The sequence below is a fragment of the Streptomyces polygonati genome, from assembly GCF_042650325.1.
GTDB lineage: Bacteria > Actinomycetota > Actinomycetes > Streptomycetales > Streptomycetaceae > Actinacidiphila > Actinacidiphila polygonati.
Genome location: NZ_JBHSBB010000005.1, coordinates 84781 through 105209 on the forward strand (window position 1 = coordinate 84781; position 20429 = coordinate 105209).

Below are 20429 nucleotides of genomic sequence, written 5' to 3' on the forward strand. Positions count from 1 at the left end.
CTCAGCGTCCTACGTCGGCCAGCTTTGCCCGTAGTTGGAGTACCGACTTGGTGTGGATCTGGCTGACCCGGCTTTCGGTGACCCCGAGGACCTGCCCGATCTCGGCCAGGGTCAGGCCCTCGTAGTAGTAGAGGGTGACGACCGTTTTCTCCCGTTCGGGGAGGGTGTTGACGGCGCGGGCGAGCAGGCGGCGCAGTTCGCGGTCCTCGGCGACTTCGACGGGGTTGTCGGCGCCGGTGTCCTCCAGGGTGTCGACCAGGCTGAGGCGGTCGCCGCCCTCGCCGCCGGCGTGCAGGAGTTCTTCGAGTGCGACGACGTTGGCGAGTGACAGCGCGCTGAAGACGCCGTGCAGTTCCTCCAGCCCGACGCCCATTTCGGCGGCGACCTCCTGTTCGCTGGGGGTGCGGCGCAGTTTCGCTTCCAGGGTGGCGTAGGCGCGTTCGACGGCCCGGGCTTTCTGCCGGACGGAGCGGGGGATCCAGTCCAGGGCGCGCAGTTCGTCGATCATGGCGCCGCGGATGCGGGTGATCGCGTATGTCTCGAATTTGATGGCCCGCTCGGGGTCGAACTTCTCGATGGCGTCGATGAGTCCGAATACTCCGGACGACACGAAGTCGGCTTGTTCGACATTGGCCGGAAGTCCCACGCTGACCCGTCCTGCCACGTATTTCACCAGTGGCGAGTAGTGCAGGATCAGTTGTTCCCGCAGCCGAGCGTCCCCCGTGGACTTGTAGGTCCGCCACAGCGCGTCGAGCGAGGTGGGGGCGGCGGGCCGGGTGGCCGTGGGGGCGGCGGTGGCGGCCGTCGCCCGCTGCGACCCGGGGGTGTGCTGGGGCATGCGTCGTTGTGAGCCGTTCTGCCGTGGCGTTGTCATCGGATTGATCGGGAAATCGAGCCTCCGCGAGCGTAGCGTGACCATAGTGTCGCTGATTGCTACGGCATCCGTGTGGGACATGCGCAGATACGTTCCTCTACGGCTGCGGGAGCGCCGGGCCGGGTACGCGGCCCGGCGCGGGGGCAAGGCTGCCCACCGTGGCGCCATCATGCGGGGCTGCCGGGCTGCCAGCGGCCGGTCCTGGGATCGTGCCAGGTCAGAGCCTTCGGCTGTCACCTGATGGTGTGTTGATGGCGTCAACCTCGCCGGTGTGGCGGGCCGCCCGGGACGGTACGGACCAACTTCCAGCGGCCGTCCGCGCGTTCGACGAAGCCGAGTGCCTGCAATTCGTAGAGGCGGCCGAGCGTGTCCCCGGGGGCGGCGCCGGCGGCGGTCGCGATGGCCTCGGTGTCGGCGTCGCCGCGCGCGGGCAGAGCTTCCAGCACCCGGGCGGTGGCTGCGGCGAGCCGGTCGCGGGGCAGGATCGGGCCGTGCCGGGCGGGGGCGAGGTCGGCGCCGATCTCGCCGACCAGCTCGGCGACTTCGGCCGCGTCGGTGACCACGAGGGCGTCGGCGCGCAGCAGTTCGTGGACTCCTTCGGACAGCCCGCTGGTGCAGGGGCCGGGGATGCCCATGGTGACCCGGCCCAGGGCCGCGGCCCGGCGGGCGGTGATCAGCGAGCCGCTGCGGTAGCGGGCTTCGACCACGACGGTGCCGCGGGTGAGGGCGGCGATCACCCGGTTCCGCAGCACGAATCTGGCTCGGGTCGGGTGGTCGCCCGGTGGCAGCTCGCCGATGAGCAGGCCGTGTTCGGCGATCTCTCCGATCAGCCGGGCGTTGCCGGGCGGGTAGGGCACGTCGACACCGCTGGCCACGACGCCGATGGTGGCGCCGCCGGCTCCGAGGGCGCTGCGGTGCACGACGGCGTCGATGCCGTAGGCGGCGCCGGAGACGACCGCCCAGCCCGCGGCGGCCAGTCCGGCGCCGAGCCGGGCCGCCATGTGGGCGCCGTAGTCGGTGCAGGCGCGGGCGCCGACCACGGCGACGGACCGCAGCGCCCAGAGCCGCAGTGAGGGCCGGCCGCGGACCCACAGCCCGTAGGGCCGCTGCGGGCCGAGGTCGTCCAGTTGGGCGGGCCAGTCGCCGTCGCCGGGGCAGAGGAAGCGGGCGCCCGCCTTCCCCGCGGCGGCCAGGTCGGCCACCGGGGCGGCCCGCACGGCTCTGATGGCGTAGCTCTCGGTCTTGCGAGGGCTGGCCCCGGGCAGGCGCTCCCCCGCCCGGGCGGCCCGCAGCGCGGCGTCCACCCCTCGGTCGCGCAGCGCCCGGCCCATCACCTCGTCACCCGGGTCGGCGATCCGGGTCAGTGCCACCCGGGCCAGCCGCTCGGGCCATGGCACGGCGTATCCCAGTTCGTCCACCGGTCCGCGATCCGCCGGCCCGGGTCGAGGTCCGGGTCCGTGGACGTCCTGGGGGCGCCGTACCGCGTACAGGCGCCGCAGCTCGGCTTCGACGGCTTCGGTCGTCGTCGGCTTCCCGCCCGGCGCGGGGGGTCCGCGCCTTTCGTCCGGGGGCGCCATCAGGTGCTCCCGGTGAGTACGGCGCCGCGGTTGACGCCGGTGCGCAGTTGCAGGGCCTGGTGGACGTCGGTGGAGTCGGGGCGCGGATGGCCGGCCAGGTCGGCGAGGGTCCAGGCGACGCGGAGCACCCGGTCCAGGCCGCGGGCGGTGAGCAGGCCGCGTTCCATGTCGCGTTCGGCGGCGTGCAGGGCGCCGGGGGCGAGATGCCAGCGGGTGCGCAGGTGATGGCCCGGGATGTCGCTGTTGGTCCGCCACGGGCTTTCCGCGTAGCGGGCGGCGGCGCGGGCGCGGGCCTCGCGGACCCGGGCGGCCACCACCGCGGAGGATTCACCCCGGTCGTTGCCGATGAGTTCGCCGCGGGTGACCGCTTCGACTTCCACCCGCAGGTCGAGGCGGTCCAGCAATGGCCCGGAGAGCCGGGACTGGTAGCGGCGCACGGCCGCCGGTGAGCAGTCGCATCCGCCGCCGAGCATCGAGTGCCGCCCGCAGGGGCACGGGTTGGCGGCGAGCACCAGCATGAAGCGGGCGGGCAGCCGCATCACTCCGGCGGCGCGGGCGACGACGACGTGTCCGGCTTCCAGGGGCTGCCGCAGGGCGTCGAGTGCCCGTCCGCTGAATTCGGGGGCTTCGTCCAGAAAGAGCACACCTCTGTGTGCCAGGGAGACCGCTCCCGGCCGGGGGAGGCCGCTTCCGCCGCCGACCAGGGACGGCATGGTGGCCGAGTGGTGGGGGGCGCAGTAGGGCGGTGTGTCGACCAGGGGCCGGCCGGGCGGGAGGATGCCGGCCACCGAGTGGACGGCGGTGACCTCCAGGGACTCCTGCCGGGTGAGCGGGGGCAGGATGCCGGGGAGCCGTTCGGCGAGCATGGTCTTGCCGGCGCCGGGCGGCCCTTTGAGATACAGGTGGTGCCCGCCGGCCGCGGCGACCTCCAGGGCGAGCCGGGCCACCCGCTGTCCGGCCACGTCGGCGAGGTCAGGGGTGTCCTGGCGACCGTAGCCGCCGGAGCCCGCGCTGCCCGGTGGGGCGCCGGCGAAGGCGTTGCCGAGCCCGCTGGCCGCTCCCCCGCCCGGCATGGTCAGCCCGGCCAGCATCGGGTCGGGCCGCCCGTCGGAGTCGGCGCCGTCCTCGTCCTCCTCGGGCACCGGTTCGTCGTTGAGCACCGCGACCAGTTGGCGCAGGCTGCGGACGCCGAGGACGGCGATGCCGGGTACGAGGGCGGCCTCCGCGGTGGTGCGCTCGGGGACCACGACGTGCCGGTAGCCGGCGTCGGCGGCGGCGAGCACGGCGGGCAGGACGCCGCGCACCGGGCGGACCCGGCCGTCCAGGCCCAGTTCCCCGATCATCATCAGGTCGGCGATGGATTTGGGCGCGATGCGGTCGTTGGCGGCGAGCACCGCGCAGGCGACGGCGAGGTCGAAGCCGGAACCGCCCTTGGGCACGGAGGCCGGGCTGAGGCCGACGGTGAGCTTCTTCTGCGGCCAGGTCTCGCCGCTGTTGACGATCGCGGCGCGCACCCGGTCGCGGCTCTCGGTGAGGCTTTTGTCGGGCAGGCCGACGAGGGTGAAGGCGGCCACTCCGGGTTCCAGGTCGGCCTGGACCTCGACGACCACTCCTTCGACGCCGATGAGCGCGACGGAGCACGTACGGGCGAAGCCCATCACGCCACCCCCCGGACATGCTCGACGCGGGCGGCGCCCCGGGTGGGCAGGATGACGCCGATCAGGTCGATCCGGACGCCGCCGGGCGGTGCGCCGCCGTGTTCGGCGGTCCAGCGCTCCGCCAGTGAGCGCAGCCGGGCGACTTTACCGGGGGTGAGAGCCGCCATGGGGTGCTGGAAGGCGCCTTCCCTGCGGGTCTTCACCTCGCACACCACCAGGGCGTCCCCCTCGGACGCCAGGATGTCGATCTCGCCCCGCCGTCCCCACCGCCAGTTCCGACCGAGCACGGTCAGTCCGGCGTCCTTCAGCGTGCGGGCCGCCACATCCTCGCCGTACCGCCCCAGCGCACCTCGTGCGTTCATGCGTACCACCTCCGTCACTCACTGTGACAGAGCTGGTGCGGCTCGGGATGATCGTGAAGTCGAACCTGTGGATAACTCGGAGCCGCGGATCGGCTCAGCCGTTGAATCCGGCGTCGTCCTGCGGCAGATCGAGATCCGCCTTGTTGAGCTCCTCGATGTTCACGTCCTTGAACGTCAGCACCCGCACCTGCTTCACGAAGCGAGCCGGCCGGTACATGTCCCAGACCCACGCGTCAGCCATCGAGACCTCGAAGAACACCTCACCTTGGACCGAGTGCACCTGCATCTCGTAGTCATTGGTGAGATAGAACCTGCGCTCCGTCTCGATCACATACTTGAACAGGCCGACGACGTCGCGGTACTCCCGGTAGAGCTTCAGCTCCATCTCGGTCTCGTATTTTTCGAGGTCCTCGGCGCTCATGGCATGTTCCCCTTCAGCCGTACGTGCCCCCCATTGTGCGTCAGTCGCGCTCCGTTCCCAGCGGGATCGGGGATAGCGGGGGGCCTTCGTCGAGCAGCGTACGCAGCAGCCCGGCGAGCCTGATCGGATACACCGTCTCACGAGTGCGGAGAAGTTCCTCGCACGTCCACCACCGCAGCCCGTTCACGCTACGGCGTTCGAGGTCGGTGTGCCCGCTGATGTCCACGTCGAGGGTCTGCGTACGCCCCAGGAAGTACGTTTCGTCCTGCTCCCAGCGGCGGCCGTCGAACCGGAACGAGCAGTCGCGCCGCCACAGCCGCGGGCCCAGCCGCAGCCGGGTGATCCCGGTCTCCTCCGCGACCTCGCGCAGGGCCGCCGCTTCCAGCCCCTCCTCGCCCTCGACCCCGCCGCCCGGGGTGAACCACCAGGTCCGCGACGGTTCGGCCGGGTCGAAGCCATGCATCAGCAAAACGCGATCCGCCGGGTCCAGCAGCACCACCCGGGCGACCCTGCGCCGCCCCGCGCGCTCCTCGCTCACCGTCCGCCCCCGCTCGCCGTCCGCTCACCGTCCGCTCACCGTGCGCACATCACCCAGCGTCCGCTCATCGGCGCCGCCGCGCCAGCCCGGCCAGCGGCCCGTACGCCGCCCCGCCCAGGATCAGCGCCGCCCCGGCGATCACCGCGACCACCAGCCACTCCAGTGGCCCCTGCGACGGCAGTCCGCCGCCCGAGCCACCGCCACCCCCGCTGCCGCCGGCGCCACCGGAAGCCGGGACCGCCCCGAACGCCGAGGTCCGCGGCAGCATCCCGGTCCGCCCCAGCGGCCACACGGTCGCCACCACCCTGGCCTCGACATCGCTCGCCGGGACCGCGCCCTGCTGGGCGTCTTCGAGATGGACCCGGGAGTCCAGCGAGACATTCCGGTTGTCGCCCAGCAGGAACAGCTCGCCGCCGGGCACATCGGACCGGAAATGCTCCAGCGAGGCGGACAGGCCGCCGGCCAGATAGTCCTCATCCACCGGCGAGCCGTTCACCGTGAGCCGGCCCTGCTTGTCGCAGCAGGCCACCACATCCCCGCCGACGCCGACGACCCGCTTGACCATCGGCTCGTCGCCCCACAGCTTGTCCCGGAAGACCACCACGTCACCGCGGCGCACCTCCGCCCCGGTCGCGTGCTGGGCCAGCACCTTGTCCCCGGGGCTCACCGTGGGCTTCATCGAGTCGGTCGGCACGGTGTAGGGGCGGTAGACCACCGCCGCCCAGGCGAAACCGCCGACGAACAGCACACAGCCGAGAGCGACGGCCAGCCCGGACATCCTGCGTCCCAGCCGACCGCCGCCCGCGCCGTCATCCCTGCGTATCGCACCGCCCACGGTGCTTGTCGAGCTGCTCATGGACCGGCACCCTACCCGTCGGTACGCTCCGGGTCAGCCCTCCGGCCGAGCCTCACCCGGCGCCACCGGCCGCCGGGCCCGGCCGCACCCTCAGACGTCGCCGCCCGCCGGACCCGCACCCGGGGCGCTCCTGGCCTCGTCCTTCCGCAGCAGCCGCCGCCTGCGCAGCAGCACCAGCGGCGCCGCACCGGCCAGACCGGCCGCCGCGGGGACCGCGGCACCCGCCGCGCTGATACCGGGCTGGGAGAACGTCGACGGGATGGACAGCGCGTCCCAGCGGTTGATCGGCCAGGCCACCACGACGGCGCGGCCCACCACGTCACTGTCGGCGACGGTGCCGCCACCGGGCAGCTGCGTGTGGTAGCGGGAGTCCAGCGAGTCCTGGCGGTGGTCGCCCATCACCCAGATCCGGCCCTTGGGCACCGTGACCTTGAACGGGGTGTCCGGGGTGCACGCGGTGTTGCCGGCGAAGACGTACGGCTCGTTGAGCGCCTTGCCATTGACCTTGACCGGGCCGCTGCCCTCGCACTGGACCGTGTCGCCGCCGACGCCGATGACCCGCTTGATCAGGTCCTTCTCGTCGGCGGAGGGCATCAGGCCGATAAAGCTGAGGCCCTTTTGCAGCCCCCTGACCAGCGGATTGCTGCTGGCCGGCGGATTCTCCGGCAGCCAGCCGCCGGGGTCGTGGAAGACGACGACCTCGCCGCGGCTCGGCTCGGAGCCGAACCACGGGGTGAGCTTGTCGACCAGCACCCGGTCACCGCGCTGCAGCGTGTTCTGCATCGAGTCGGAGGGGATGGAGAACGCCTGCACGAGGAAGGTCTTGATGATCAGCGCCAGCACCAGGGCGATGACGACCAGCAGCGGGAGTTCCTTCCAGAACGAACGCGGCTTGGCGCCCCGCTCCGGGTCCGGCTCGTCACCGCCGCCCCCTCCGCCGTCACCGGGGCCGTTCGGACCCCCGAGGTCCGACGGGCCTCCGTACTGGGGGGCGCCGGCGTAGTCGTGGTGGACGGGACCCGTCCCGTCGGCCGGGGCGCCGTCCACCGGGGAGGCGGAGAACGCCGAGGACGGCGCGGAGTCCGAGGACGCCTGGAAGTCGGATGAGGCCGCCGGCTGGAAGTCGGGCGAGGCCGGAGAAGCCGGAGAAGTCGGGGACGCCTGGGAGAACGCCGGCGGCACCGGGGGGGTCTGCGGCACCGGAGGCACCTCGGCCTTCCCCTTTTCGGGCTCGCCTGATCCTGACCGTGCGCCCACCACGAGATCCCCCACATCCACTCCTCACTCCAGACCGCCGCCTGCCCCGTCTCCGGCGCAAGCCCGCCACTCCCAGAACGAACGGGAGTTCCGCAGGAGTCGGTAGCTGGTTCGTCCTGTGACCGTTGTTGGCGCTGCCCACCCTAGTGGGCATACCTGTGGCCGAAGCGCTCGCCGCGGGAGGGTCCGGGACCGACGAGAACGTGCCGGGCTCCCGCAGCCGCGTCCAGTGACCGACCGGCCAGGCGATGACGAAAGCCCTGCCGACCACCAGGTTCTCCGGAATCGTGCCGCCGCCGGGCTTGTCCGTGTGGTAGCGGGAGTCGGCCGAATCGGAGCGGTGATCGCCCATGACCCACAGCCGCCCGGCGGGTACATGGACGGTGAATTTCATCATTGAGGGTGGATTGCCGGGATAGACGTAGGGCTCGTCCAGCGGTTTGCCGTTGACCAGCAGCCGGCCGTCCTTGTCGCAGCACTGGACGGTGTCGCCGCCGACCCCGATCACCCGCTTGATCAGGTCCTGCTCGCCGGATGCGGGAAGCAGCCCGATGAAGGTGAAGAACTGCTTGACCTGCTTGACGACCACCGGGGACGGCTTGGCCTGCGGTTCGCCGGCCAGCCAGCCGCCGGGATCCTGGAAGACCACCACGTCCCCGCGCTGCGGCTTGGTGCCGAACCACGGGGTGAGCTTGTCGACCAGGACGCGGTCGCCGATCTGGATGGTCTGCTGCATCGATCCGGAGGGGATCACGAACGCCTGGAGCAGGAAGGTCTTGAGCACCAGTGCGATCACCAGTGCCACCACGACCAGCAGCGGCACCTCGGTGAGCAGCGAACGGCGCCGCTTGCGCTTGACCTTGCGGGCCAGCTTGCGGCGCTCGATCCGGGTGGTGCCGGTCAGCGGCGGCGCCTCGGGGGCGGCGGCCGCGGGTCCGGAGGAGCGCGGCTTGCCGCGGTTACCCATGCCGGCCGGCCGGGGGCGCGGGCACCGCGGCGAAGGTGGCCGGGCGGCCGAGCCTGGTCCAGTGCCCGACCGGCCAGGCGATCCACTCGGCCCGGCCGATCACCCGGTCCACCGGTACGGTGCCGCCCCCCGGATCGCCGAGGTGGTCGCGGGAGTCGGCGGAGTCGTCACGATGGTCACCCATGACCCACAGCCTGCCCTCCGGCACCTCGATGTCGAACGGCACCTGGGAGGGAACGTCCCCGGGGTGCAGATACGTCTCGTCCAGCGCCACGCCGTTGACGGTGATACGTCCCAGGTCGTCGCAGCAGGTGACGCGGTCGCCACCGACCCCGATCACCCGCTTCACGTAGTCGGTCCCGCCGGTCTGCTGGAACGATCCGTTGCCGTCGAACACGATCACGTCCCCCCGCCGCGGTGAGCCGCCGAAGCGGTACGCCAGCTTGTCGACCAGCACCCGGTCGCCGACCCGCAGCGTTCCCTCCATCGAGGTGCTCGGCACCTGGAAAGGCTCCACCACGAAGTGGCCGACGAGCAACAGGACGGCGACGCAGCCCGCGGCCAGCAGCAGCGTCCGCCGCCATTCCGCCCACCAGCGGGCCGCCGCCGAGCCGGCCGGGCCGGCACCGGACAACGCGTCCGTCCCGGCCCCGGCCCCGGCCCCGGACTCAGCAGGGGACTCAGCGGGGGACACGGCCGTCGACACGTCCCCGGAGACGACGGAACGCGACCGTTCCCCCGCCGCCGATGAGGCGGAACCGGGGGAACGGTCGCGTTCCGGAACGACTGCTTCGCTGTCCATCGAGGCCAGAGCTTATCCGGCCGCTCAGGGAAAGCGCGCGGGTGATCGCCCGTCGTGTTCCTAGTCGCGCTTCTCCTTGATCTTCGCGGCCTTGCCGCGCAGCTCACGGAGGTAGTACAGCTTGGCGCGGCGGACGTCACCGCGGGTGACGATCTCGATCCGCTCCACGATCGGGGTGTGCACCGGGAAGGTGCGCTCGACGCCGACGGAGAAGCTGACCTTGCGGACGGTGAAGGTCTCGCTGATGCCCGCGCCCTGGCGGCGGATGACGACGCCCTTGAACTGCTGCACACGGGAGCGATTGCCCTCGATGACGCGTACGTGCACGTTGACGGTGTCGCCGGGGCGGAACGCCGGGACGTCGTCGCGCAGGGACGCGCTGTTGAGGCCCTCGATGAGGTTGGTCATGATGTGGGTTTCTGCTTCCTCGCCGATGCCACAGGTCATCGGCGGAACGTCGTCAGGATGTCTGGGTGGCCGCCGGCCCCCGCGGCGTCGTTCCCCCTGTGGCAGGGGCGCGCGTCGGACGGGCAGCAGCCGCTCATTCTTCCACGGCTTCGGGGTTGCGCCCAAATCGGCCGTCCGGGCCGGCCATCCAGCCGAGGATGCTGAGCATCTCGCGGTCCTTCTTGTCGAAGGCCGCGGGGTCGGCCCGCTCGATCAGATCGGGCCGGTTGGCGGCGGTACGGCGGAAGGCCTCGTCGCGGCGCCAGCGGGCGATCTTCCCGTGGTGGCCGCTGAGCAGCACGTCGGGGATGTCGCGACCGCGCCAGACGGGCGGCTTGGTGTAGACCGGGCCTTCCAGCAGGCTCGCCATCGGGCCGGGCGCGAAGGAGTCGTCGGCGTGCGACTGGGCGTTGCCGAGGACGCCGGGCAGCAGCCGGGCCACCGCTTCGGTGATCACCAGCACGGCGGCTTCCCCGCCGGCCAGGACGTAGTCGCCGATGGAGACTTCGACGACCGGCAGCCGGGTGGCGTACTCGGCGGTGACACGGGTGTCGATGCCTTCGTAGCGGGCCGGGGCGAAGACCAGCCAGGGGCGGGCGGACAGTTCGGCGGCCAGTGCCTGGGTGAAGGGGCGGCCGCCGGGGGTGGGGACGACCAGCACCGGCTGACGGGCGCCGGCTTCGTAGCCGTCGGCGAGGGTCTGGTCGAGCGCCTCGCCCCAGGGTCCGGTCATCATGACCATGCCGGGGCCGCCGCCGTACGGGGTGTCGTCGACGGTGTTGTGCCGGTCGTGGGCCCAGCCGCGCAGGTCGTGCACCCGGACGTCGAGGCGGCCGGCCGCGCGGGCCTTGCCGACCAGCGAGACGTTCAGCGGTTCGAGGTACTCGGGGAAGATCGTGACGACGTCGATCCGCATCTCAGCCGCCGTCCCGCGGCGAAGCGTCGCCGTCGGACGCGCCACGGCCGGCCTGACCACCGGCGGCGGGCGCCTCGGCGATGTCCTCCAGCAGCCCCGGCGGCGGGTCGATCACCGCCCGCTGCTCCTCCAGGTCGATCTCCGGCACGATCTCGCTGACGAACGGGATCAGCACCTCGCCGCCCTCGGGGCGCGCCACGACCAGCAGATCCTGGTACGGCAGATGGGTGATCTCGGTGATCCGCCCGACCTCGCGGCCGTCGACGGTGACCACGTCCAGATCGATCAGCTGATGGTCGTAGAACTCCTCGGGGTCCTCCGGCATCTCCTCCGGGTCGACCTCGGCGATCAGCAGCGTGTTGCGCAGCGCCTCGGCGCCGGTGCGGTCGCTGACGCCCTCGAAGCGCAGCATCAGCCTGCCGCTGTGCACCCGGCCGGTGGCGATGGTGAGCGGGCCGGTCGAGGGGGGGTCGGTGGCGAGTACGGCGCCGGGTGCGAGCCGTGACTCCGGCTCGTCGGTGCGGACTTCGACGCTGACCTCGCCCTTGATGCCGTGGGCGCGGCCGATCCTGCCGACTACCAGCTGCATGGAGCGCGTTCACCTTTCGGGGACACGTGGGACGGGACGGGTGGTGAAGGGATGGGTGATGACGGGACGGGTGATGGGGACCGCACGAGACGGCGCGGGCCGGGAGCGGTGGAAGACCGCTCCCGGCCCGCGCCGGGTGTTCACAGGACCTGACCGCCTCAGCGCACCTGGTCCACGTCGACCAGGTCGACGCGGACACCGCGTCCGCCGAGCGCTCCTACCACGGTACGCAGCGCACGGGCAGTTCGGCCGTTGCGGCCGATCACCTTGCCGAGGTCCTCGGGGTGGACCCGGACCTCCAGCACGCTGCCGCGGCCCCGGGTGCGCAGGTCGACCTGCACATCCTCGGGGTTGTCGACGATGCCCTTCACGAGGTGCTCAAGGGCCTCCTCGAGCATCCTCAGGCCTCGGTGGACTCGGCCGGGGCCGCGGCCTCGGCGTCATCGGCCTTCTTGTCGGACTTCTTCGCCCTGGGGGTGATCGCCTCACCCTTCGACTCGTCCGCGGTGTCCTTGGCCGCGGCCTCGAACACGACGCGCTTGTCGGCCTTCGGCTCGGCGACCAGCAGCGGGGGCGGAGCCGGCTCGTTGCGGTACTTCTGCCAGTCACCGGTCAGCTTGAGGATGGCCAGCACCGGCTCGGTCGGCTGGGCGCCGACGGAGAGCCAGTACTGCGCGCGGTCCGAGTCGACCTCGATGCGCGAGGGGTTCTGCACCGGGTGGTACAGACCGATCTCCTCGATGGCCCGGCCGTCACGGCGGGTACGGGAGTCGGCGACGACGATGCGGTAGTGAGGCGAACGGATCTTGCCCAGACGCTTCAGCTTGATCTTGACTGCCACGGGAGCGGGTTCTCCTGGAATTGACGTGTTTGGGTACAGCGGACAGCCACGTGGGGTTGTGGGAGTCATGCGCCCGATGGACGCGTCAGCCGAAGGAGAGAGGGATCCTGCACGGCTGTCGAGTACTCAGCTGAACATTCTGCCACACTCCGCGAACACGACGAACCAGGCCGCTCCCCCGTCGGCCCCGGTCCGCCGCCTCAGCCGACCCCGACGACCTCCGGGATGCGGAACGGCTGCCCGCACGCGCCGCACATGATCGGTGCCTGCGCCAGGACGGACGGCACCACGCGCACATTGCGCCCGCAGTCGCACACCGCCTTGACCCGGACGCCGCCGCCCGAGGAGCCGTGCCGTGCGGCCGGTCCGCGGAAGGAGCGTGCGGTGTCCGCGGTGGTGGCCACGGTGTGCGCCTTCAGAGCGCGCTGGAGCCGGTCGATGGTGGCCCGATACCGCTTGCGGGTGTCCGGGCGCATCACCACCAGGGAGAAGCCGCTGCTGGGGTGGGGCTCGTCGGCGTGGTCGAGGCCCAGCTCGTCGGCGATGGCGAGGAATCGGCGGTTGTGGTAGCGGCCGGCACGCGAGGTGTCACGGATGCCGCGCGAGGCGGCGACGCCGTGTACGGCCTCGTGCAGCAGCCTTTCGAAGGAGAGCTCGTTGCCACAGGCGGACGAGGACTCACCGATGAGGGACTCGGGCGCGGCCAGATCGGGCAGTTCGGGATGGTGCCGTTGAATATCGGCCCATGCCACTGCCAGCTCGGCGGCCAGAACAGGTGGTGTCGTGCTCACGCCGTGACAACGAGCCGGGCGCTCCCGGTGTTCCGATTTGGGGCTAGCCCAATTAATTTGCACTGATCGGTCAGTTACGGATGATGCGCATGAGCAGGGGCGGGTGCGGAGGTCCCCGGAGAACAGGGGAGAACCCGCGCACCCGCCCCACGCCAGGACGTTCCACGTATTCCGTACGCCGCTTTTCGGTCAGCGGACGCGACCGCGGCCGGCCGGTACCCGGGCGGACCCGGCGGCCGGCCGCGGGGGGGCCTCAGTAGGCCCGGGCGACCACGGCGATGGTGCCGGGAGCGTCGTCCGCCAGCGGTACGGAGCCGTCCTCGGCGACCAGGCAGCGCACCGAGACGCCCTGCTCGGCGAGCTTGGCCTCGCCTTCCGGGCCCAGGTCCGCCCACGGGATACGGGCCCAGCCGGTGGCCGCGGCCTCGGCCGCCTCGTCGATGGTGGCCACGTCCACGGTCCGGGACGTACGGCGCTCGCGGGACTCCCGCAGCAGCTGCGCCTGGTCCTCCTCCAGCACGGTGGGCAGCAGGGACACCAGGCTGTCGATGGCGACCGGCGCCTTGCCGCCCGGGATGCGCCGGGCCAGCATCGCGGTGCCGGCCTCCAGGTCGCGCGGTCCGATCTCGACCCGTACCGGCACGCCCTTGAGCTCCCAGTCGACCGCGCGGCGGCCGAAGGGGGTGTCGGTGCGGTCGTCCACCACGACCTTCAGACCGGCCGCGCGCAGCGTGTCGCCGATCTCCCGCACCTTGGCGACGACCGCCTCGTCGTCCTTGATCGCCAGCACGACGACCTGGACGTGGGCCAGCCGCGGGGGCACCCGCAGCCCGTTGTCGTCGCCGTGCACCATCACCAGGCCGCCGAGCATCCGGGTGCTGCTGCCCCAGGAGGTCTGCCAGACGAGTTCCTGCGTGCTGTCCTTGGACAGGTACTGGGTGTTGAAGGCCTTGGCGAAGTTCTGCCCGAGCTCGTGGCTGGTGCCCATCTGGAGCGCCTTGCCGTCGCCCATCATCCCTTCCAGGGTGAGGGTGTTGATGGCGCCGGCGAACCGCTCCTTGGCCGTCTTGCGGCCGAGCACCACGTCGATCGCCAGCACGTTCTCCATGAAGTCGGCGTAGACCTCGCGGTGGATCCGGGCGGCGTACGCCCGCGCGTCCTCGAAGGTGGCGTGCGCGGTGTGCCCCTCCTGCCAGAGGAATTCGGTGGTGCGCAGGAACAGCCGCGGCCGCAGCTCCCAGCGGACCACGTTCGCCCACTGGTTGATCAGCAGCGGCAGGTCCCGGTAGCTCTGGATCCACTTGGAGAAGTACTCGTTGATGATCGTCTCGGAGGTCGGCCGGACGACGATCGGCTCGTCCAGCTCCTTGCCGCCACCGTGGGTGACCACCGCGAGCTCGGGGGCGAAGCCCTCCACGTGCTCGGCTTCCCGGGTCAGGTAGGACTGCGGGATGAACAGCGGGAAGTAGGCGTTCTGCGCGCCGGCGGACTTGATCCGCGCGTCCATGTCCTGCTGCATCCGCTCCCACAGGCCGTAGCCGTACGGCCGGATGACCATGGTGCCGCGCACCGGGCCGTTGTCGGCCAGTTCGGCCTTGTTGATCAGGTCCTGGTACCAGCGCGGGAAGTCGTCCGCCTGGGGCGTGAGAACGGGAGCCTTTGCCATGCAGGCGATGGTACGGCCCTGCGCGCGCCGAACGTGAATCGGTTTCCGCTAGGGGGACGTACGCCAAAATTACCAAGAACGGTACTTCTGGGGCCTGGACGGCGGCTGGATTCAGCAGTTGGCTGGTTGGGGGACCGGGCAAGCACGCAAGGACCGCGGGGGGCGACGCGTACGACGCTGCTGATTGGGGCTTCCATGGCACCTACGCTCTATCGCGGAACCAGGCCCGGTGCGGAGGGCAGGGCGCGGGACTGGGCGGAGATCCAGGAACGGATGCTCGTTCCGCTGTACGAGATCGTGTACGACCGGCTCGAAGTCGGCGCGTACACCCGGATCCTGGGGCTGGGCTGCGGCACCGGTCTGGCCCTGCTGCTGGGGGCCCGCCGCGGGGCGGCGGTCACCGGCTGCGACACCGACGAGAGCAGACTGGCGGTGGCCCGCGACCGGCTGCTGCCCGATCCGGCCTGGGGCGCCCGCGCCACCGGCCGGCCGGCCGGCCGCGGTACCGGCGGGGACCGCGGCGCGGACACCCGCGGGAACGCCTGCGGGGACACCGGCACCGGACGGGTGGCCCGTCCTGCCCGGCTGCTGTCCGGCGGTCCGCGGGACAACGCGCTGGGCGACGAGTTCGACGTGATCACCGCCTTCGACCCGGCGACTCCATCCACCGAACTGCGGCCCGCGCTGGCCGCGGTGGCCGCCGCCGCGTCCCCCGGCGCGACCGTGGTGCTGGCCGGCTGGGGCCCGCCGGAGCGCTGCGCCACCTCGCGGGTGCTGCGGATGGCGGCGCGGATGGCCGAACCGCGCGGACCCGGGCTGCGCGATGTCCGGCTCAGCGGCCGGGACGACCTGGAGGACCTGGCGCGGGGGGCCGGTCTGCGGCCGGACGGCTCCGGCCGTGTCTCCTGCCCGTTCGGCTACCCCGACCTGCCCAGCGCGGTGCGCGGTCTGCTGTCCACCGGAGTGTTCGACGCGGCCGTCGAGGCCACCGACCGCGAGCAGGTCGACAAGGAGATCACCGAGGCGCTGCACCCCTACCGCCGTCGCGACGGCACCATCCGGATGGACAACGTCTTCCGCTACCTCATCGCCCGGGTCTGACCCGGAAGCCCGGGTCCGGGCACCCCGGGTCGCGTCGGCTCAGCCGCCGAGGCCCGGCCACTCCTCGGCGGTCAGCGCGAAACGCTCGTGGTCGCGCCAGGCGTCGTTGATGTACAGCATCCGCGGCGAGAAGCCTTCGTGCCGGAAACCCAGCCGCTGGGCCATCGCCGTGGAACGCCGGTTGTCCGGCTGGACGTTGATCTCCAGCCGGTGCAGCCCGAGCCCTTCGGGATAGCTGGTGAAGCAGCGGTCCACGACCAGCCGCATGCCCTCGCTCATCCGGCCGGTGCCGTTGTACGGCAGATAGCTGTCGTAGCCCAGCGTGGCGTTGCGGAAGCGGGCGCGGACGATGTTGGCGACATTGCACTTGCCGACGATGCCGCCGTCCTCGTCGTTGACGATCAGATACGTGCGCAGCCCTGGGCCCTGCCGTCGCAGCAGCTCGTGGAACCCGTCCGGGTCCACCGGGTTCCACGGGCTGAGGTGCTCCACCGACCGCAGCACGGCCTCCCGGTGGGCCTTGGCGTCATCGGGGCGGGGAACGCGGATCGAGACCCGCATCAGCCCATGAACTTCTTGAAGTCCTCGGGCAGTTCGAAGTCCTTGCCGCCGCCACCACCGGGCAGGCCGAACGGTCCGCCGCCCTGCTCCTGGGCCGGCTCCCGGCTCTGCTGGTCGCGGCGGGCCGCCGCGGCGGCGGCCTCCTCGCGGCGCTTCATCGGGTTGCCGCTCTGCCGCTTGCCCTTGGCCTGCTTCTGCTGCTTCTTCTGCCGGCCCGGGCCGCCGCCCATGCCGGGGACGCCCGGCATACCCGGCATGCCGCCGCCCTGGGCCATCCGGGACATCATCTTGCGGGCGTCGAAGAACCGCTCGACCAGGCCCTTGACCGCGCTCACCTCGACGCCGGAGCCGCGGGCGATACGGGCCCGGCGCGAGCCGTTGATGATGTGCGGGTCGGCGCGCTCCCCCGGGGTCATCGACTTGATGATCGCCGCGGTGCGGTCGACGTCCTTCTCGTCCAGGTTGTTGATCTGGTCCTTGAGCTGGCCCATGCCGGGCAGCATCCCGAGCAGCTTGGAGATCGAGCCCATCTTGCGGACCTGCTCCATCTGCTCCAGGAAGTCGTCGAGGGTGAACTCCTTGGGGCCCTTCGCCAGCTTGGCCGCCATCTTCTCGGCCTCGGCCTGGCTGAAGGTCTGCTCGGCCTTCTCGATCAGCGACAGCACGTCGCCCATACCGAGGATGCGGGACGCCATCCGGTCCGGGTGGAAGGCGTCGAAGTCGTCCAGCTTCTCGCCGTTGGACGCGAACATGATCTGCTTGCCGGTGACGTGCGCGATGGACAGCGCGGCGCCGCCGCGGGCGTCGCCGTCGAGCTTGGACAGCACCACGCCGTCGAAGCCCACGCCGTCGCGGAAGGCCTCGGCGGTGTTCACCGCGTCCTGGCCGATCATCGCGTCGACCACGAAGAGGATCTCGTCGGGGCGCACGGCGTCGCGGATGTCGGCGGCCTGCCGCATCATCTCCTGGTCGACGCCCAGGCGGCCGGCGGTGTCCACGATCACGACGTCGTATTGCTGTGTGGTGGCGAAGCCGATGGAGTCCTTGGCGACCTTCACCGGGTCGCCCACGCCGTTGCCCGGCTCGGGGGCGAAGACCGCGACTCCGGCCCGCTCGGCGACCACGGACAGCTGGGTCACGGCGTTGGGGCGCTGGAGGTCGCAGGCGACCAGCAGCGGGGTGTGGCCCTGCTTCTGCAGCCACTGGCCCAGCTTGCCGGCCAGCGTGGTCTTACCGGCGCCCTGGAGGCCGGCCAGCATGATCACGGTGGGCGGCTGCTTGGCGAAGCGCAGGCGGCGGGCCTCGCCGCCGAGGATGCCGACCAGCTCGTCGTTGACGATCTTGACGAACTGCTGCCCCGGATTCAGTGCCCGCGAGACCTCGGCGCCCAGCGCCCGCTGCTTGACGTTCGCCACGAAGGCCCGGACCACCGGGAGGGCGACGTCGGCTTCGAGCAGGGCGATGCGGATCTCGCGTGCGGTGGCGTCGATGTCCGCCTCGGACAGACGGCCTTTACCCCGGAGGTTCTTGAAACTGGCTGCAAGGCGATCGGAGAGGGTATCGAACACGGTGTTTGCAGATCCTCGGGTCGGGGGGCGGGCACCATCGCCTTCCAGGGTATCCGGCCCGGGGCTCGGACCCCCCTCGCCCGACGGATTCGGTGGGCGAAGGGGTGTCCGGCCGGGACGGAAGGCGGGCGCGGAAAGCGGGCGCGGAAGGCGGGCGCCGGCCGCGGCGCCCGCTCAGCGCAGCGCGGCCTCGACCTGCCGGGCCACGTCCAGCGCCCTGGCCTCCGGCAGCGGATTCCCGTCCTTGCCGACGACGTAGAAGGCGTCGACCGCGTTCGCGCCCAGCGTGGAGATGCGGGCCGAGCGGACGGTGACGGCGGCGGAGGTCAGGGCCAGGCCGATGCGGTGCAGCAGGCCGGGGGCGTCATGGGCGCGGACCTCCAGGACGGTGGCGGTCTGCGAGGTGGCGCCCGGGGCGACGGTGACCCGGGGCGGGGGCGGGGTGACGCCTCGGCGGCGCGGGTAGGCGGCTTCGCGTTCGGCCAGCCGGGACTCGATGTCGAGGGTGCCGTCGAAGGCGCGGGCCAGGTCGGTACGCAGCCGGGACGTCTCGGGCAGGGCGCCGTATTCGGCGGAGACCCGCCAGCTCAGCAGGGCGACGTGGCCCTCGCCGATGGGGTCGAAGGACCGCAGGTCGGCGGCGCGGACGGTGAGCCGGTGCAGCGCGAGGACTCCGGCGGCCTCGGCGATCAGCCCGGGCCGGTCGGGGGCGGCCAGCAGCAGTTCCACGCCGAGCGCCTCGTCGCGGGCCTCGCCCTCGCCCTCGGGTTCGGTCTCGGCGTGCAGGGCCAGCACGGGTCCGCCGGTGCGGGCCGCCTCGATGGCCAGGCGCTCCTCCTCCGCGGTGGGTGCGCGCTCGCCGCTGTCGGGCAGGGCGCCGGTGTCGAGGGCGCCGGCCACCCGGCTCACCAGGTCGGCCAGCAGCGAGGCGCGCCAGGTGCTCCAGGCCGCCGGTCCGGTGGCGAGCGCGTCGGCCTCGGTGAGCGCGGCCAGCAGTTCCAGCGTGGAGGTGTCGCGGACGGTCTCGGCGACGGCGCGGACGGTCTCGGGATCGTCCAGGTCGCGCCGGGTGGCGGTGTCGATGAGCAGCAGGTGCTGGCGGACCAGCAGGGTGAGGGTGTCGACGTCGGCGGCGCTGAAGCCGATCCGGGTGGCGACGTCGCGGGCGATGACCTCGCCGGCCTCGCTGTGGTCGCCGGGCCAGCCCTTGCCGATGTCGTGCAGGAGCGCGGCGGTCAGCAGCAGGTCGGGACGGCCGACGCGGCGGGTGAGTCCGGCCGCGCGGACGGCGGTCTCGACCAGGTGGCGGTCGACGGTGAACAGGTGCACGGCGTTGCGCTGCGGGCGGCACCGCACCCGTTCCCAGTCCGGGATGAGCCGGGTGACCAGGCCTTCGGCCTCCAGCGCCTCCCACACCGCGACGGTGGACTCGCCGGCCCCGAGCAGGGTGACCAGCTGTTCGCGGGCCTCGGCGGGCCACGGTACGGGCAGCGGCTTGGTGGCGGCGGCCAGGCGGCGCACCGCGTGGATGGACAGCGGCAGTCCGGCCTGGGCGGCGGCCGCGGCGGCGCGCAGCGGCAGCACCGGGTCGCGCTCGGGCTTGGCGGACAGCGCCAGCACGGCCTCGCCCTCGAGTTCCACCACGCCTTCGGCGAGCGGTACGCGCTCGGGGGTGGCCTCGGGGAGGTTGCGGCCGCGGCCGAGCAGGCCGCGGCGGCGGGGGCGGGCGTCGCGGGCGCGCAGCACCCGGCCGACCTCGCGCCAGGTGACGTCGGAGGCGTAGGAGATACGGCGGGCGGCTTCGTAGACCTGGCGCAGCAGCGCGTCCGCGTCGAGCAGGCCGAGGGCGTCGGCGACCTGGTCCTGCTCCTGGAGGGCGAGCCGGTCGGTGGCGCGGCCGGTGACCAGGTGGAGGGCGTCGCGGGCGTCCAGCAGGCGGGTGCGGGCCTCTTCGAGGCCTTCGCGGGGGGCGTCGGCCAGCCAGGAGGCGGCGACCGCGCGCAGGGCGGTGGCGTCGCGCAGGCCGCCTCTGGCCTCCTTGAGGTCGGGTTCGAGCAGGTACGACAGCTCGCCCTGGCGTTCGGCGCGCTCCTGGCACATCTCGTGCAGGGCGGGGAGGCGTTTGGGGGCCTGGTTGCGCCAGTCGGCCAGCACGGCGCTGCGCAGGTTGGAGGTGAGGGCGGGGTCGCCGGCGATGTGCCGGGCGTCGAGCAGCCCGAGCTGGACCTTGAGGTCCTCGGCGGCGGTCTTGCGGGCCTCGGCGGGGGTGCGGACCGAGTGGTCGAGGGCGACGCCGAGGTCCCAGACCGGGTACCAGACGCGGTCGGCGAGCGCGGCGACGGACTTGGCGCCGCCGCGGTCGGGGTCGTGGAGCAGGACCAGGTCGAGGTCGCTGCGGGGGGAGAGTTCGCCGCGGCCGTAGCCGCCGACGGCGAGGAGGGCGTAGCCGCCGGTGCCGGTGGCCTCGGCGGCTTCGGTGGCGAGGGAGGCCAGCCACTGGTCGGTGAGGGCGGACAGGGCGGCGCGGCGCGGCGGCCCGGACTGCGCCTCCTGGGTGAGGAGGCGCAGCCGGGCCGCCGCGTAACTGCCGTCCTGCGCTTCGACGCTTTCGGTCACTCGTGCTCCAGCGCTGGGGTG

At 72.4% G+C, this 20429-nt stretch carries 20 protein-coding genes and 1 pseudogene; 1 reads left to right on the top strand and 20 read right to left on the bottom strand.

Features of this window, described 5'->3' with window-relative positions; all coding sequences use genetic code 11:
* Position 1 precedes the first annotated feature (1 nt).
* The 17 genes and pseudogenes from whiG to proS all read right to left on the bottom strand — a co-directional run bounded on the left by whiG (position 2) and on the right by proS (position 14562).
* The gene (gene whiG / locus ACFO3J_RS03920; protein WP_386426154.1) at positions 2–838 is read right to left on the bottom strand and encodes an RNA polymerase sigma factor WhiG; all 837 of its coding nucleotides are present in this window, start codon (positions 836–838) and stop codon (positions 2–4) included.
* 293 nt (positions 839–1131) lie between these two features.
* Entirely contained in the window at positions 1132–2292 is a 1161-nt protein-coding gene (gene dprA / locus ACFO3J_RS03925) for a DNA-processing protein DprA (RefSeq protein WP_386426156.1), read from the bottom strand.
* A gap of 158 nt (positions 2293–2450) precedes the next feature.
* Positions 2451–4109: a YifB family Mg chelatase-like AAA ATPase gene (locus tag ACFO3J_RS03930; RefSeq protein WP_386426158.1), complete on the bottom strand. Its 1659-nt coding sequence runs from the start codon at positions 4107–4109 to the stop codon at positions 2451–2453.
* A complete protein-coding gene (locus tag ACFO3J_RS03935; RefSeq protein WP_386426159.1) occupies positions 4109–4471 on the bottom strand; it encodes a YraN family protein in 363 nt (120 codons plus the stop codon). The genes ACFO3J_RS03930 and ACFO3J_RS03935 overlap by 1 nt, the downstream gene beginning before the upstream one ends.
* A gap of 94 nt (positions 4472–4565) precedes the next feature.
* A complete protein-coding gene (locus ACFO3J_RS03940; RefSeq protein WP_386426161.1) occupies positions 4566–4892 on the bottom strand; it encodes a DUF2469 domain-containing protein in 327 nt (108 codons plus the stop codon).
* Between the two features lie 40 nt (positions 4893–4932).
* Positions 4933–5430: an NUDIX hydrolase gene (locus ACFO3J_RS03945; protein WP_386426163.1), complete on the bottom strand. Its 498-nt coding sequence runs from the start codon at positions 5428–5430 to the stop codon at positions 4933–4935.
* 64 nt (positions 5431–5494) lie between these two features.
* Entirely contained in the window at positions 5495–6286 is a 792-nt protein-coding gene (gene lepB / locus ACFO3J_RS03950) for a signal peptidase I (protein WP_386426164.1), read from the bottom strand.
* A gap of 90 nt (positions 6287–6376) precedes the next feature.
* Positions 6377–7333, bottom strand: coding sequence for a signal peptidase I (gene lepB / locus ACFO3J_RS03955; protein WP_386426166.1), 957 nt, complete (start codon positions 7331–7333; stop codon positions 6377–6379).
* Positions 7334–7484: 151 nt separating this feature from the next.
* Positions 7485–8510, bottom strand: a pseudogene (gene lepB / locus ACFO3J_RS03960) (signal peptidase I); the annotation flags it as partial.
* Positions 8503–9312, bottom strand: coding sequence for a signal peptidase I (lepB, locus tag ACFO3J_RS03965; protein ID WP_386426167.1), 810 nt, complete (start codon positions 9310–9312; stop codon positions 8503–8505). The gene lepB (ACFO3J_RS03965) and the pseudogene lepB (ACFO3J_RS03960), both read right to left, overlap by 8 nt.
* Before the next feature lie 60 nt (positions 9313–9372).
* Positions 9373–9720, bottom strand: a complete 348-nt coding sequence (rplS, locus tag ACFO3J_RS03970; RefSeq protein ID WP_386426598.1) for a 50S ribosomal protein L19 — start codon at positions 9718–9720, stop codon at positions 9373–9375.
* A 133-nt stretch (positions 9721–9853) separates the two neighbouring features.
* Positions 9854–10675, bottom strand: a complete 822-nt coding sequence (trmD, locus tag ACFO3J_RS03975) for a tRNA (guanosine(37)-N1)-methyltransferase TrmD (protein ID WP_386426168.1) — start codon at positions 10673–10675, stop codon at positions 9854–9856.
* 1 nt (position 10676) lies between these two features.
* Complete coding sequence (rimM, locus tag ACFO3J_RS03980) at positions 10677–11264, bottom strand: ribosome maturation factor RimM (RefSeq protein WP_386426169.1); 588 nt, start codon at positions 11262–11264, stop codon at positions 10677–10679.
* 158 nt (positions 11265–11422) lie between these two features.
* Complete coding sequence (locus ACFO3J_RS03985; RefSeq protein WP_386426171.1) at positions 11423–11662, bottom strand: RNA-binding protein; 240 nt, start codon at positions 11660–11662, stop codon at positions 11423–11425.
* 2 nt (positions 11663–11664) lie between these two features.
* Positions 11665–12105, bottom strand: a complete 441-nt coding sequence (gene rpsP, locus ACFO3J_RS03990; RefSeq protein ID WP_386426173.1) for a 30S ribosomal protein S16 — start codon at positions 12103–12105, stop codon at positions 11665–11667.
* Positions 12106–12305: 200 nt separating this feature from the next.
* A complete protein-coding gene (locus tag ACFO3J_RS03995; protein WP_386426175.1) occupies positions 12306–12896 on the bottom strand; it encodes a hypothetical protein in 591 nt (196 codons plus the stop codon).
* Between the two features lie 253 nt (positions 12897–13149).
* Entirely contained in the window at positions 13150–14562 is a 1413-nt protein-coding gene (proS, locus tag ACFO3J_RS04000; RefSeq protein WP_386426177.1) for a proline--tRNA ligase, read from the bottom strand.
* Between the two features lie 195 nt (positions 14563–14757).
* On the opposite strand from proS, the gene ACFO3J_RS04005 reads away from it, so the two are divergent.
* Positions 14758–15663, top strand: coding sequence for a class I SAM-dependent methyltransferase (locus ACFO3J_RS04005; protein ID WP_386426179.1), 906 nt, complete (start codon positions 14758–14760; stop codon positions 15661–15663).
* 39 nt (positions 15664–15702) lie between these two features.
* On the opposite strand, the gene ACFO3J_RS04010 is transcribed toward ACFO3J_RS04005, so the two are convergent.
* The 3 genes from ACFO3J_RS04010 to ACFO3J_RS04020 form a co-directional block, all read right to left on the bottom strand.
* Positions 15703–16224, bottom strand: a complete 522-nt coding sequence (locus ACFO3J_RS04010; RefSeq protein ID WP_386426181.1) for a GNAT family N-acetyltransferase — start codon at positions 16222–16224, stop codon at positions 15703–15705.
* Positions 16224–17792 (bottom strand): signal recognition particle protein, encoded by a 1569-nt coding sequence (gene ffh / locus ACFO3J_RS04015; RefSeq protein WP_386426182.1) that lies wholly within the window; start codon positions 17790–17792, stop codon positions 16224–16226. Before ffh ends, ACFO3J_RS04010 begins: the two co-directional genes overlap by 1 nt.
* A gap of 174 nt (positions 17793–17966) precedes the next feature.
* Complete coding sequence (locus tag ACFO3J_RS04020) at positions 17967–20408, bottom strand: [protein-PII] uridylyltransferase (RefSeq protein WP_386426183.1); 2442 nt, start codon at positions 20406–20408, stop codon at positions 17967–17969.
* Between the last annotated feature and the right edge of the window lie 21 nt (positions 20409–20429).